Source organism: Leptospira selangorensis, from assembly GCF_004769405.1.
Taxonomy (GTDB): Bacteria; Spirochaetota; Leptospiria; order Leptospirales; family Leptospiraceae; genus Leptospira_B; species Leptospira_B selangorensis.
The window spans coordinates 59639-72190 of sequence record NZ_RQES01000010.1; the positions used below are offsets into that span (position 1 = coordinate 59639).

Consider the following 12552-nt stretch of genomic DNA (forward strand, 5'->3'; position numbering starts at 1 on the left):
CCATGGAAAAGAAACTATCCGGTTTTTTTAGGTTTCTAACCGTAATTACCTGGATCGTGTTTGCGGGCCTAAGTTATATAAAATCGGAACCACAAGTCTGGATCCCGACTTATCTAACTGTTAGTCTTCTGTATTCCACGGAATGGTATTCTTTCTTTCATGATCCCGGCAGAAGGATCTTAATCGCCGGTTTAGGAAAATCGATAGGGATAGGATATTTTGTTTGGGGATTTTATAATTTTTTAGATAATCCTAAACCGGATCTGGATTCAGAAGTTTTCAAAGACAGTATGGGACTTGCATTATCATCCATCTGGCTCTTTTTATTACCTTTTTTCCAAGGGAGAAATCGGCGATGAAGATCGCAATCGCTTCCTTCATCGCCACAACAATATTAAAAATTATTTATATAACTGTTCGTTGGACTCAAATCAATATCCCTAAAAAGTCGGAAGAGTTACTTCTTCAAAAAAAAGGATTCGTTCTATCTCTTTGGCATAATCAAATCCCATTCGTTATAGATTTTACGTATAAATTTTACGTAAAACGTTACGGCCTAGAGGTGATCCCGATGGCATCCCAATCCAAGGACGGGGAGCTGGCGACAAGAGTGATCTCTCATTTCGGAATGAGACCTAAAAGAGGTTCCAGTAAAAGAGGGGGAGCCGCCGCCTTAAAAGCATTGGTCCAAGACGCAAAAAAAGGAAATATCAGTTTGATCACACCTGACGGTCCTACTGGCCCGGTTTATACCCTCAAACCTGGGATCATTCAGTTAGCTTCTATGACCGGATTTCCTATATTATCCTATTATGCTAAATACGATCATTATAGGATCGTACAAAGTTGGGACAGAACTCCAGTCCCCAAACTATTCTCTAAAGCTGAGTTCTTTATTTCGGAACCATTTTACGTCCCAAAACTTAAGGGAGACAATGAACTGGAAATTTGGAGAAAAAAATTCGAAACATTCATGCTGGATCAAATAGGAATTTCCCAACAAGAGGCGGAAAATTTGAGGGAAGAGGTTCGACTGGCAGCGGAAACAAAAAGAAAAAGGTAAGTTAAATTATAATTTTCTAATCAAGCCACTCTTAGTCTGTAAAAACTCCAGTGAACTATAAAGATCCTGGACATCAAAAGATATAATGCCTTTCCGTTTTGTTTGGATTCTACAGCGGATTCGAAAGCGGAGATCAATTCTCTTAAAATTTCTCTTTCCCCCAGATCGGAAATCAGCTCCAAATCGATAGTGGATAAATTTTCATCTTCAGGAAACTTAAGATCGTTAGATTCTAAAAGTATTTCTAAAAGTTTCTCTGCTTCTATAAGTATGGATTCTACAGTTTTATCAGGTTCTTCAGGTCCGTTTAATAAAGAGTATATTCCGTCAGACAATTCTAAGATCAAACCGCCAATTGCAGAGTCATCTCCGTTCTCGAATGTATGATTGACTTCCTCTAATTTTTCTCTAAGTAAGGATCTTACTTGAGAGAAGGAGTTTGCAGCATATTGCATTTCTCCTTCGTCCATGGATTCCTCAAAACCTTGTAACCAATCAGGCCCAGTAGGCTCGAAGCCGTCCCAATCCGCCCATAATGACTCGCAAGCCAGAAAGACTTGATCCGTAGTACTTCCAACATGTTTATAAGTGGAAACTACCACGGCGAGACGAGCCAGAGCTTCGGACCATTCCGTTTCTCGGATCTCCATCATGTCGTATACCATACACTAGTAACAATCCGATGAAAGCAAGTTTCCCTATTATTTCAAATTAGCTAAGTTTTTATTTTACATTCCTTTAAAACTAATCTTTCGGTGTCACGAGAACTAATGTTTACTGTCGCAGTAAAATTAGACCGTTTGGATTAGTAGGCTTTTTAGAAACGAGAATACTTCCGAACCAGATCCACTCTAGAGTTCACTTGTAATTTTTTAAAAATACTTTTGATCTGAATTCGAACCGTACCTTCTTTTGTTCCAAAGTTACGCGCTATTTCTTTAGTTCTATAACCGTTGATAATATGGTTCAGAATTTCTTTTTCTCTAGGAGTTAAAGAATGTGTCTCCTTTGTGGGAGGTTTTCTGAAAAAGGAGATCACCTTAGCTGCAGCACCGGGAGAAAGTATTCCCCCTTCTCTCATTACCATTCTCGCTACTTCTTTTATGTCCTTCAGATCTTTTTTGAGAACGAACCCGACCGCACCTGCCTTCATTGCCTGTATCAAAGCATCGTCAGTATCTAACGTGGAAAGCATAATATACTTAGGGTCGCTATCAAAATCGGATCTTTCTTTTATATAATCGATCCCGGATTTACCAGGAAGGACGATATCCATAAATACAAGATCAAATTTATCTCGACGGTTTTGTGATAAGTCCTCAGTAGAAGAAAACACTTCCACTTGATCCACTTCTTCCATCACAGAGAGAGTGTTTGCACAGGTCTGAGCAAACTCGGAATTGTCTTCAACTATAGCGATTTTTACTTTTTCCATTTTCATCCGCCGACCGGCCCCTTGTATTACGGTTTTTCGATCCTAATTTCTATATTCGTTTTTCAAAAAACTCGGACGACGGTAGGAAGATTTTTTTCAATTTTATAAAATATGATGATGATCCATATTTTCCGGAACAAACGTATGCGAAATTTTTTCACGATTTTTTTTAATTCGAGTGTCTGTCTTTTATGTTTCCGAGATAAAATTTCCAATGGGAGAAATAGATAAAAAGCGTATTATCTTTTATTAATATATAATTTATTTCCAAACTATGACGAGTTCGTTTAATAAACGGTTCCCTCCCCTATTCGGGGAGTATAAACGTAACTAAAATATTGACCCTCAAAGCCAAGAATTGATCTTTTCTGCGACATCCTTTGGTCTTTCCATATGAAGAGCGTGCTTCGCGTTTGGAATCCAGACCAGTTTACTTTTCTTTAAATAGGAATGTAATTTTTTTACCATAGGAGGATCTGTGATCGGATCTTCTGTCCCGGATATGATCAGGGATTTTTGAGAAACTGCAGAAAGTTTTTTGCCCAGAAAAATTTCTTTCTCCCTGTCCAAAGTATTTTCCGTTAAAAATTGATGAGCCAAATTATTCCACTGACTGAGCAGCGCCTTTTTGGCGATACCACCCAATTCCGGAACATTCTCCTGATATAATGCAGTAAGAAGCCTTTCGATCTCTTCCGTTTTGGAAGGAAAAAGTAACTTCCTCATTTCGTCTCTTTGTGGGTGTGGAATTCCGCCCGGAGCGAGTAGCACAAGTCTCTGGATCCTCTTTTCTTTTTGAGAATCACGCATTGCGATCATCATCGCAATCAAGGATCCCATGGAATGTCCGGCCAAAACAACATCGTTTAACGCGAGTTTGCGGATCGAATTGTAAAGAAGGTCCGCAAATACATCAACTTGGTACAGATATTTCACTTTGGGAAGAGGACTTAATCCGAAACCGGGAATATCCGGGACTAAAAGATTGAAGTCATTTCGTAAAAAAGGAGCCAGTCTCCTGAAACCTGTGGCAGAATCCAGAAGTCCATGGATGAAAAAAAGAGTTTTGTTCGATCCTTGGGCAGAAGGTCTCTTCAAGAAGAAAATTTTGTGTCCACCGAGGTCAAGTTGCAGGCGCTGAAATCCCAGCTCCTTCTCCATAAACCGAATTTTTTGCCTGGTATAATTTCGAAGAAAAAGTTCGTATACAAAATCCATAGATTGGGTCAATGATTCCCTCTCTAGTCGAATCTAGCAAGGAATCCAAATCAATTTTACGATGCGGAATTCCGATATTATATACAATTCATGAAGAACCGGGAATTAGTTCTACTCTTAGAAAAGGCCTTCTTTCCCGCCCAGGAAGGAATTCTGATCTTAGAGCCTGGGAGTTATAATATACTCGGCTCGAATCCTAAGGCATGCTCTATCTTAGGTTATGATCCGGACGAACTAAAGAACCTTAGTCTAAGCAATTTACTCGCTCGCCCGGACAGCATCGGAAATTACGGGACCGGAGCAGAAGAACTTGGCATCTCTCTTCTTTGGAATTTGAGAAAAAGTAATGGATCACTTCTTCTTGCCGACTTTACGATCAACGCATTCTCGGAAACTCCTAATTCACCTTTAATTTTTCATATCTACCAAAGATCAGAGATTAGAGAAATTGAACTCAGATTATATTATTTACAAAGTATCTTAAGAACCCTTCGACTTTTAAAATTAAATTTAAGATCTCTTCGTTTGAGTTCTGAAAGTACTCTTTTCCAAAAGATATGTGATACACTTAAAGAAAATCCTCATTATAGTTTAGTCTGGGGTTTTTATAGAAGGGAAGACGGTGCAGATCAGATACTGATCCAATCGGATCTGGATTCTAAGTGGAGAAAAAATTTAGAAACCGCTTGGGAAGAAAAAAAGTCCAAATCTCCTTTCGAAACTCTCTTGGATGGAAAAGAACAATTCCATATTTATGAATTCGGTTCTAACATTTATCCCGAATGGGAAGAAGCATTAGTCGCAAAAGATTTCAGAAGATCCTTAAGTCTGATCATTCGAGAAGAAGGTAAAATTATCGGCGGGATACAGATCATCTCTAGAGAGAATATGGCGTTCGATTCCGGGGAAAACTATCTGTATTTCGAGATAGTGGAAGATCTTCTTTCTTCTCTCCAATATTTAAGGATAGAAAAACAAAGAAGAGAAACTGCAAAAATCCTACAATTCCAGGGTGCTCTCTTAAATTCCCTAGAAGTTCCCCTTTTGTCCACTGACGACGAAGGATTTATCACTTATGTGAATAATAATATCAGTTCTCTATTAGGAATTTCTAAAGAAGAGATCATAGGTGTCCAAGTAAGGGAACTTCTAAAATTAGAGCCGGAAGCAATGGACATGATCCTTTTGGGCTCCAGGGCAGAGACAAGGATAACGATCCGAGGCAGACACGAGGTTCCGTTTTTATTAGCTTCTTCTTCCTTGAAAGATGATTACGGGAATAGGATCGGAACAATCTTACTTCTTTTAGATATTTCGGAACAAAAGAAGAATGAAGAGTTGATCCGTGCTTCCGAAATGAAACTCCGGAACTTATTCGCCTCCATGAATAACGGGATCGTAATATTGGATCCTCAGGGAAAAGTTTTGGAAGTAGCCCCTATTCTGAAATTTTATTTATTCCAATTTTTAAATGTGGATGTGGACGATGAGTTTCCTTCTCTTTTCCCGGAAGAAGCTCAAAAAGGGATCTTAGTCAAATTAGAGGAATGTATCCGCACACAAAGAGCTGCTTATCTGGACTTTTCCATGGTATTATTGGGGGAAGAAGAAAATTACTTTTCTATAAAGTTCCTTCCACTCAAGAAATACCAAGATTTCCCTGTAGCGGCTATGTTAATTTTCTCGGATGTGACCCAAACCAAGGTATTGGACAGGCAATTATATGAGACCGCAAAATTTGCATCTATCGGAGAAATCGCAGCCGGTATCGCTCACGAAGTAAATAACCCGCTCCAATCCAGCTTATTATATTTAGAAGATCTTTTAGAACACGAAGATCCTGACCCGATCGAAAGAAAAAAAGTTTATAAAAGAATAGAAGGTGCCGCCTTAAGGATCAGAGATCTGATCAAAGGTCTTTTGGATTTGGGAAGAAGAGCTCCGAGAAAGAAAGAATTGGTTTCTCCTTATTTTATCCTTCTGAGAGCCTGCGAACTCATCGAGGTAAGTTGTAAAAAGAATGGGATCGAATTGAAACGGGTTACCAATCCTGAACTTCCTCAGATCCATGTTGCTTGGCAGGAAATCGAACAAGTATTGATCAACTGTCTAGTGAATGCAGTTAACGCGATTTCGGAAATGGAACATAAACCGGCCGTTCCATTGATACAAGTTTCCGCACGAAAAGAATTATATTTGAACGGAGAGATGGTGAGTTTTACCATTCAAGATAACGGTCCAGGAATGAACGCCGAGGTCGCAGAGAAGGCATTTCTACCTTTATATACGACAAGGAGAACTAAACAGGGGACTGGACTAGGATTGACTATCTCTCAACGTATCATCACTGATCACGGCGGGACGATTCACTTAGAATCCAATCCGGGACAAGGTACCAAGGTCACTGTCCGAGTGCCTGTAGGAAAGGTATGATGAACTTATTCTTTAAAACTTTATGACAAGGGAAAAAAATCCCAATGTATTGATCATTGATGACGAAGCGGAAATCAGAACCGCTTTAGAACGTGTAATCTCTCGAGAAGGATATCATGTTTTTCTTGCGGAAGACTTTGAGTCTGCAATGACAATCGTTAGAGATCATGCAGTAGATATTGTAATTTCCGATATTCTAATGGGCGGCAAAGACGGGATAGAAGTCGCCAAAGAGATCAAAAAATATAATTCTAATATTCCGGTCATACTTATCACAGGAAATCCCCAACTCCATACTGCAGAAGAAGCTCTTAGAAATAGGGTTTTTGATTATATTTCCAAACCTGTCAGTCGTCAGAATATTTTAGCCGCACTTGAGAATGCTCGTAAAGAAAAAGAAGATAGGGATAGAAAATCTAAAAAGATCATAAAAGCGGTCCGGGAAAAAACTCATTTCGCACAACAATCCAAAGATTTAAATTATCGTAATAGTTTAATTTTAGAAACTACCGGGGATTGTGTGATCACTCTCGATGAGGACCTTCTTATCCGAGGTGCAAACGAAGCCACCGTCCGAAATTTCGGATACGATGAAAATGAAATCGTGGGGCAAAAAATCACTCTTCTGATCTCTGATGAAAATACTGGCGCGTATCTGGAAAGAATCGCTCATTTGATGAGCCGTAAATCGGATCATAATATCGCTAGATTACATAATGCAGAACTGATTAGCAGAAGTGGAGAAAAATTTAATTTTGATATTTCCGTATGTAGATACGAATTGAACGGGAAAACTTATTATACCGGTATCGCGAGAGATATTACTCAAAAGAATATTATCTCTGAAAAACTCATCGATGCCGAAAGAAGAGCATTCTTAACTACAATCGCTTCCAGTATCGGCCATGAGATCAATAATGCACTCACTGCCATCCAAGGTTTTATAGAAGTAGCAAGACTTCCTGATGCGGATGAGCCTATCAAAGATAAGGCAATTTCAGTTACTTGGAATCAGATCACGAAATTAAAGAACCTAACTTTCAACTTATTACAACTCGGAAAACCGGGGGATTCAGGTAGAGACAAAGAAGACTTGGATCTAAACGAAGTAGTTGAATCCGTCATAGAAGTTTTTAGAAAGACCACTCGTTTAAAATATTGTGAGATTGTATTCGATAGAAGTCCCGAAAAAACAGCAGTACATTCTAATGCTGATCAATTGAGCCTTTTATTCTCTAATATCTTTTTAAATTCTGCGGATGCAACGGAGAATAAAGGAAGAATAGAGATCTCCGTGGGCGAAAAAAACCATCATCCTATGGTCAAGATCAGGGATAACGGGGTCGGGATGAGCAAAGATATTTTGAATAAGATCTTTCAACCCTACTTCACTACCAAAAAAACCGGCCAAGGTACAGGACTTGGAATGTTCGTTGCAAAAGAGATCGCTGATGTATTCGGGATACGAATAGAAATCGATTCTGAGCCGGAAAAAGGCACCGAATTCCGCTTGGTCTTTCCGGACAAATTGTAGAACTAGCCATACGTGGCTATGAACGAAGTTTTAAGTGAGATAGATTTTCGCTTCCTTGCGATAGACGGAAAGTTTCCTGAAAAGATAGACTCACTCAACCCGGAAGCATCCGCACGCAGATATTATCGTGCAATTTATCCTGACGGTGCCACAAAGATCCTGTGTAAAGACCAAGTCTTTCAACATGACTTTCAAGAAGTTGGACATTTTTTAGAACACCACGGCTTCAAAGTCCCTAAAATATATAAGACAGACGTATTCAATAAACTAATGCTCCTTTCCGACGAAGGAGATTCCGATCTAAGTTCCATCCAAGACGATGCGGAATACAGAACCTTCTTGGTAAAATCTTTGGAATTATTGGTCTCTCTTCAAAAGACTAGACCGGAACCTCCCGTTTCCACTCGTGAATTCGATTATGAAAAGTTGAATTTCGAGAATAAGTTTACATTTTCTTCATATACAAACTTCTCCGAGATGTTCAATCTTAAGACCAAACTCAGACCTGAGGTTGTTTTTTTCCTGGAGGAAGCTTCCGGGTTTTTAGCGGAATATAAAGAAAAGGTATTCTGTCACAGGGACTTTCACGCTCGAAACATCATGCTTTCTTCTTCCGGAGAATTAACCCTGATCGATTTTCAGGATGCAAGAATGGGGACTCCATTCTATGATATAGCGAGCCTATTATACGATGCATATAGGCCGATCCCATTCGCGATGAGACAGGGACTTTTTCTGCTCTTCTTAAAACTAAACGATAATCGATTTAAAAAACCAAGAGAATGTTATTATCTACAATGTTTACAAAGATCCTATAAGGCACTTGGATCTTATTTTATGTTGGTAGCGGAAAAGAAACAGGATAAATACAGACAAAGTGTATTAAGCTGTTTGGATAATCTATTAGAGATCGTGCAAGTGGGACTTTTCCCGGACCAACTATTCCTATTCTTTCATCTTCTAAAAAAAGAATTATCTGATAATAGCCTATTCTTGGAAAAACTCTAGGATGAAGGCATTCTTTCCATGCGCAGGTTTCGGGACCAGAATGGGAGAATGGACGAAATCTCTTCCTAAACCTCTTTTAAAAATAAATAATATTCCTCTCATCTATTATTCCTTATTTCACGCAAAATCCTGGGGAGTAAATGACGGGATCTTGAACTTACATTATTTCGGAGAAAAAATACAGGAAAAGTTAAAAGGTTTTCAAGACTTTCAACTTCACTTTTCCTTAGAAGCTCCTGAAATTTTGGGGACCGGCGGAGGAATTCGTACAGGAATCGAAAATTTTTGGAGCCTGAAAGATAACTTCTTGGTCTTAAATCCTGATTTTATTCTTTTCCCAGAACCAAACTTTAACCCTTGGCCAAACAAAGAAGACCAAGAAAAATTCGATTGTATATTATATTTATCTAAAATTCCTGAAAATACAAATTATACAGGATTAAGTTTGGATAACGATTTGGTTCGATTTACGGCGGGAGGATATTTTTATCTGGGACTTTCCTGGATGAAGGCAGAATGTCTTTCCGATTTAGAACCGAACAAACCTTATGATCTTGCAGACACATTTCGTAAACTTTCTGCTCAAAATCGTTTGGGTGGAAAAATTTTCCCAGGTACGTTTCTGGATCTGGGTGAAAAACAGTTTTATGAGAAATATAAAGATACTGATTTTTCGGACCGGCTTTCAAACGATTGGATAGAGTTTAGGAATAGAATTCTTTCTTAAACTTTTTCTAAACCCCAGGTCAATACTTCTATTTTTTTAGAAAAATGATATAATGGTTCTATATCCGGGAGTTGGATCCCATCTAGATCAGCCATTGTATTCTGAATAATGTTTGCATCCGCTTTTTGTAACGGCCAAGGTTCATGCAAAATTTCGCATCTATATAAAGAATTTTTATTATTAGCATACAAACAGTATCTTTCCGTTAACCAATAATCTATACTTCCCTTCTTAGCCCCAAAAACATCCGAAGTCGGTTCATATTCCGCCTGAAAACAAAATCTGCGATTAGAAGAAGTTCTTTGGGACCGATACGAAATTCTATTTCCCTTTTCAGTAACCTTAAATTTCGCCAGATAATAAGGAAGATGATAGAAAGCCCTTGCAACCTTCACTGCTAACCAACTTTCCGCGTCTAAACTGAAAAAATATACTCCGGGTTTTTCGTCCAAAGTAACGTACACTCTAACATTAATTTCAGGAAAACGAGAAGCAATCGGCATTACAGGTAATCCTCTCATTCGAATTCCACTCATATGAAATGGTACTACTCCAATCCAAGTTCGGTTTTCGAATGTATCAATTTCCAAACGTTTAGGAACGAAGGGTCGGATCATGGAAACAGGCAAAGGCCAATGAATGAATAATAGATCATGCCAAATCTGTTTCATTCTCCAACTTTGTTTAGGAATTGGCCAAGGCCTATGTTCGGAGCTGATTCTCATATTTTAAACTTTTCCTAATTTGCCAATTTAGCCGATCCTTTATTTTTACGCGAAGGCGCTAAGACCGCAAAGGTTTTGAATCAAAATAAAGTCGGGATTTCGTAGGAACTCCTACATGAATTAAACGTGGCCCCCACCCTGCATTTGGGATTGGGGGGAGTGGCTTGTGGGAGAGCTCATTCCCCATATCACAAAATCCTCCCTCCGTCAACAAAACACTCCTTCCTAAATCTATGTAGGAACTCCTACACGAAATAAACGTGGGCCCCACCCTGCGGTTGCCTTTTACCAGTGCCCGAGAACAAACTCGAAACATAGAGCTACTAAAGCGACAGGGATCGCAGCGGAAATCCGGCGATGCGCCATTATAAGGAAAAAAGTTTTAAATTAACGAATTTGTTATGGTGCTTCGCTGATTGAAGTGAAGAGCCCGGTCCTGACAAAGTCAGGAGTCGCCCCCGTTTTGCGATTGTAGGAACTCCAACATCGCGCATCACAACAAAATTTCCGAAATCTAGACCAGGGTCAGTAGTCCCAAAAATGCAAAAATAGTTTAGATCCGTACACCCCAAAATGGAAACTGGGACCCTCTAACAGATATGCGCGATTTTAAAGTACTAGTCACAGAAGCTTCCAAAGGAGAAGAACCGGCTTGGACGGAGTTGATGACCCGTTTCGAAAAATACGTCAGTAGTCAGGCTATCAAAAGGATCCGAGATCAATCCAAGGCAGAGGATCTAAGCCAAGAAGTATTTTTAGAAGCTTGGAAAGTTCTTCCATCCCTGAGGCAGCCGGAGGCATTTCCATTCTTACTCAGAAGGTTGGTGCTGAAACATTCGGATCGTATCTTGAGAAAAAAAGATCTGCTCGGTACTGAGTTAAATCCTGAGATCACCAGGGCAGCTCCTCGCTCCGGAGATACTTGGAGAACAGAAGTTTTGGAAGCATTGGAAGAACTTCCTAACGAAGAAAAACAACTTTTGAACCTGAGATACTTCGGCGAGATGAGCTACGAAGAGATCACTGAAAAAACAGGGATCCCAATCGGTAATTTGAAAAACCGTTTGAGAAGAAGTAGAGAGTTATTACGCAGACAACTTTTGAATAAATCGGACAGAAAAGATTGGTTGGAAGTCCTACATGGACCTATGGCAATCGCTTCCTGATTGGAGAATAGAATGACTGATACTTTAGTAGAACCGATCCAATTTCCCGGACTCCGTATGGAGGACAACCAACTCAAAGAAAGAAAAATTTTTCTTTGGGGACAGGTGGATGATTCTTCTGCAAAATATGTGGTGGAACGTCTATTATATCTTTCTAATCAAGATCCGGAAAAGGATATCACTCTTGTGATCAATAGCCCCGGAGGTGCGAATACTTCCGGTATGTCTATTTTGGATACTATGGATCTAATTCCGAACGATGTGAGCACGGTCTGTATGGGATTGGCCGCAAGTTTTGGTGCACTACTTCTCCTTTCAGGAACAAAAGGTAAAAGATTCGCATTCCCGCATAGTAGGATCATGTTACACCAACCTCATGTTCCGGGAACTTACCAAGCAAAAGCGACTGATATAGGGATTTTTGCTTCTATGATCGAAAGAGATAAGAAGGAGATCAATCGTATCGTTTCCGAAAGGACCGGCCAACCCTTGGAAGTTGTGGAAAGAGATACTGATAGGGATCTTTGGCTTACTCCAACTGAGGCACAAATTTACGGTGTGATTGACGGAGTTTTAGAAAACTGGAAATAATATTAAATTTGTTTAAACCTGAGGTTTACCTAGTTTAAACAAAAGATTTCCCCTGACGGTGGGCCATTCTTCTTTCGTAATACTGTAAACAACGGTGTCTCTTAAGGCGCCGTTTTTACTGATCCTATGATTCCTAAGTATCCCGTCTTGTTTTGCACCCAATCTTTCAATCGCTTTTCTGGATGATAAATTCATAATATGGGTCCTAAATTCCACAGCGATACAACCCAAGGTCTCGAAGGCATGTTCCAAAAGTAAAAGTTTACATTCCGTATTCACAAAAGTTTTTTGGACCGATTTAGGATACCATGTCGCTCCAATCTCCAACCTGCGAGCATCCTTTTCTATATTCAAATATCTTGTAGTTCCTAAAATTTTTGAATCTTCTTTTCGGATCACTGCAAATGGAAGAGAGAGACCTGCTTCTTGTTCTTCTAACGCTTTTTGGATCCAGGCCTTCATTCCTTCAGGTTCCGGAATATTAGTGTACCATAATTTCCAGAGTTCTCCGTCATGAAGAGCTTCCGTCAACGCGTCCGCATGTTCTAAAGAAAGAGGGACCAATTCAATACGGTCACCCAAAAGACGTATAGGTTTAGGAGGATAATATGTCGAAGAAATCATGTTTATAATATAAGAAGGATCGGGATCC

13 protein-coding genes are annotated in these 12552 nt (G+C 39.4%); 8 read left to right on the forward strand and 5 right to left on the reverse strand.

What is annotated here, in order from left to right; translation table 11 throughout:
* Positions 1-2 precede the first annotated feature (2 nt).
* Positions 3-359 carry a hypothetical protein gene (locus tag EHO58_RS05885; protein ID WP_135679252.1) on the forward strand — a complete coding sequence of 119 codons (357 nt, stop codon included), beginning with the start codon at positions 3-5 and terminating at the stop codon, positions 357-359.
* Positions 356-1063, forward strand: coding sequence for a lysophospholipid acyltransferase family protein (locus EHO58_RS05890; protein WP_135679254.1), 708 nt, complete (start codon positions 356-358; stop codon positions 1061-1063). Before EHO58_RS05885 ends, EHO58_RS05890 begins: the two co-directional genes overlap by 4 nt.
* Before the next feature lie 20 nt (positions 1064-1083).
* Here EHO58_RS05890 and EHO58_RS05895 read toward each other — a convergent pair whose 3' ends face one another.
* From EHO58_RS05895 to EHO58_RS05905, 3 genes are all read right to left on the reverse strand, one after another.
* Positions 1084-1716 (reverse strand): hypothetical protein, encoded by a 633-nt coding sequence (locus EHO58_RS05895; RefSeq protein WP_135679590.1) that lies wholly within the window; start codon positions 1714-1716, stop codon positions 1084-1086.
* Between the two features lie 164 nt (positions 1717-1880).
* Positions 1881-2498: a response regulator gene (locus tag EHO58_RS05900; protein ID WP_135628400.1), complete on the reverse strand. Its 618-nt coding sequence runs from the start codon at positions 2496-2498 to the stop codon at positions 1881-1883.
* Between the two features lie 345 nt (positions 2499-2843).
* The gene (locus tag EHO58_RS05905; protein WP_135679257.1) at positions 2844-3716 is read right to left on the reverse strand and encodes an alpha/beta fold hydrolase; all 873 of its coding nucleotides are present in this window, start codon (positions 3714-3716) and stop codon (positions 2844-2846) included.
* A 90-nt stretch (positions 3717-3806) separates the two neighbouring features.
* Between EHO58_RS05905 and EHO58_RS05910 the strand changes: the two genes are divergently transcribed.
* From EHO58_RS05910 to EHO58_RS05925, 4 genes are read left to right on the forward strand one after another with little or no spacing between them, the layout of a single operon-like run.
* Positions 3807-6149, forward strand: coding sequence for an ATP-binding protein (locus EHO58_RS05910; RefSeq protein WP_135679260.1), 2343 nt, complete (start codon positions 3807-3809; stop codon positions 6147-6149).
* 22 nt (positions 6150-6171) lie between these two features.
* Complete coding sequence (locus tag EHO58_RS05915; RefSeq protein ID WP_135679263.1) at positions 6172-7683, forward strand: hybrid sensor histidine kinase/response regulator; 1512 nt, start codon at positions 6172-6174, stop codon at positions 7681-7683.
* A gap of 18 nt (positions 7684-7701) precedes the next feature.
* Positions 7702-8691: a phosphotransferase gene (locus EHO58_RS05920; RefSeq protein ID WP_135628396.1), complete on the forward strand. Its 990-nt coding sequence runs from the start codon at positions 7702-7704 to the stop codon at positions 8689-8691.
* Position 8692: 1 nt separating this feature from the next.
* Entirely contained in the window at positions 8693-9418 is a 726-nt protein-coding gene (locus EHO58_RS05925) for an NTP transferase domain-containing protein (protein WP_135679265.1), read from the forward strand.
* On the opposite strand, the gene EHO58_RS05930 is transcribed toward EHO58_RS05925, so the two are convergent.
* The gene (locus tag EHO58_RS05930) at positions 9415-10143 is read right to left on the reverse strand and encodes a YqjF family protein (RefSeq protein ID WP_167483194.1); all 729 of its coding nucleotides are present in this window, start codon (positions 10141-10143) and stop codon (positions 9415-9417) included. The genes EHO58_RS05925 and EHO58_RS05930 overlap by 4 nt on opposite strands.
* A gap of 599 nt (positions 10144-10742) precedes the next feature.
* On the opposite strand from EHO58_RS05930, the gene EHO58_RS05935 reads away from it, so the two are divergent.
* Positions 10743-11309 (forward strand): RNA polymerase sigma factor, encoded by a 567-nt coding sequence (locus EHO58_RS05935; protein WP_135628394.1) that lies wholly within the window; start codon positions 10743-10745, stop codon positions 11307-11309.
* Between the two features lie 12 nt (positions 11310-11321).
* Positions 11322-11900 (forward strand): ATP-dependent Clp protease proteolytic subunit, encoded by a 579-nt coding sequence (locus EHO58_RS05940; protein ID WP_086448101.1) that lies wholly within the window; start codon positions 11322-11324, stop codon positions 11898-11900.
* Between the two features lie 12 nt (positions 11901-11912).
* On the opposite strand, the gene EHO58_RS05945 is transcribed toward EHO58_RS05940, so the two are convergent.
* Positions 11913-12524, reverse strand: coding sequence for a GNAT family N-acetyltransferase (locus EHO58_RS05945; RefSeq protein WP_135679268.1), 612 nt, complete (start codon positions 12522-12524; stop codon positions 11913-11915).
* Between the last annotated feature and the right edge of the window lie 28 nt (positions 12525-12552).

Bases quoted from the DNA above. Each gene is read 5' to 3' on its own strand.
- EHO58_RS05925 (WP_135679265.1), top strand. From the start codon at position 8,693: ATGAAGGCATTCTTTCCATGCGCAGGTTTCGGGACCAGAATGGGAGAA.
- EHO58_RS05905 (WP_135679257.1), bottom strand. From the start codon at position 3,716: ATGGATTTTGTATACGAACTTTTTCTTCGAAATTATACCAGGCAAAAA.
- EHO58_RS05890 (WP_135679254.1), top strand. From the start codon at position 356: ATGAAGATCGCAATCGCTTCCTTCATCGCCACAACAATATTAAAAATT.
- EHO58_RS05935 (WP_135628394.1), top strand. From the start codon at position 10,743: ATGCGCGATTTTAAAGTACTAGTCACAGAAGCTTCCAAAGGAGAAGAA.
- EHO58_RS05915 (WP_135679263.1), top strand. From the start codon at position 6,172: ATGACAAGGGAAAAAAATCCCAATGTATTGATCATTGATGACGAAGCG.
- EHO58_RS05895 (WP_135679590.1), bottom strand. From the start codon at position 1,716: ATGATGGAGATCCGAGAAACGGAATGGTCCGAAGCTCTGGCTCGTCTC.
- EHO58_RS05940 (WP_086448101.1), top strand. From the start codon at position 11,322: ATGACTGATACTTTAGTAGAACCGATCCAATTTCCCGGACTCCGTATG.
- EHO58_RS05945 (WP_135679268.1), bottom strand. From the start codon at position 12,524: ATGATTTCTTCGACATATTATCCTCCTAAACCTATACGTCTTTTGGGT.
- EHO58_RS05900 (WP_135628400.1), bottom strand. From the start codon at position 2,498: ATGGAAAAAGTAAAAATCGCTATAGTTGAAGACAATTCCGAGTTTGCT.
- EHO58_RS05920 (WP_135628396.1), top strand. From the start codon at position 7,702: ATGAACGAAGTTTTAAGTGAGATAGATTTTCGCTTCCTTGCGATAGAC.
- EHO58_RS05930 (WP_167483194.1), bottom strand. From the start codon at position 10,143: ATGAGAATCAGCTCCGAACATAGGCCTTGGCCAATTCCTAAACAAAGT.
- EHO58_RS05885 (WP_135679252.1), top strand. From the start codon at position 3: ATGGAAAAGAAACTATCCGGTTTTTTTAGGTTTCTAACCGTAATTACC.
- EHO58_RS05910 (WP_135679260.1), top strand. From the start codon at position 3,807: ATGAAGAACCGGGAATTAGTTCTACTCTTAGAAAAGGCCTTCTTTCCC.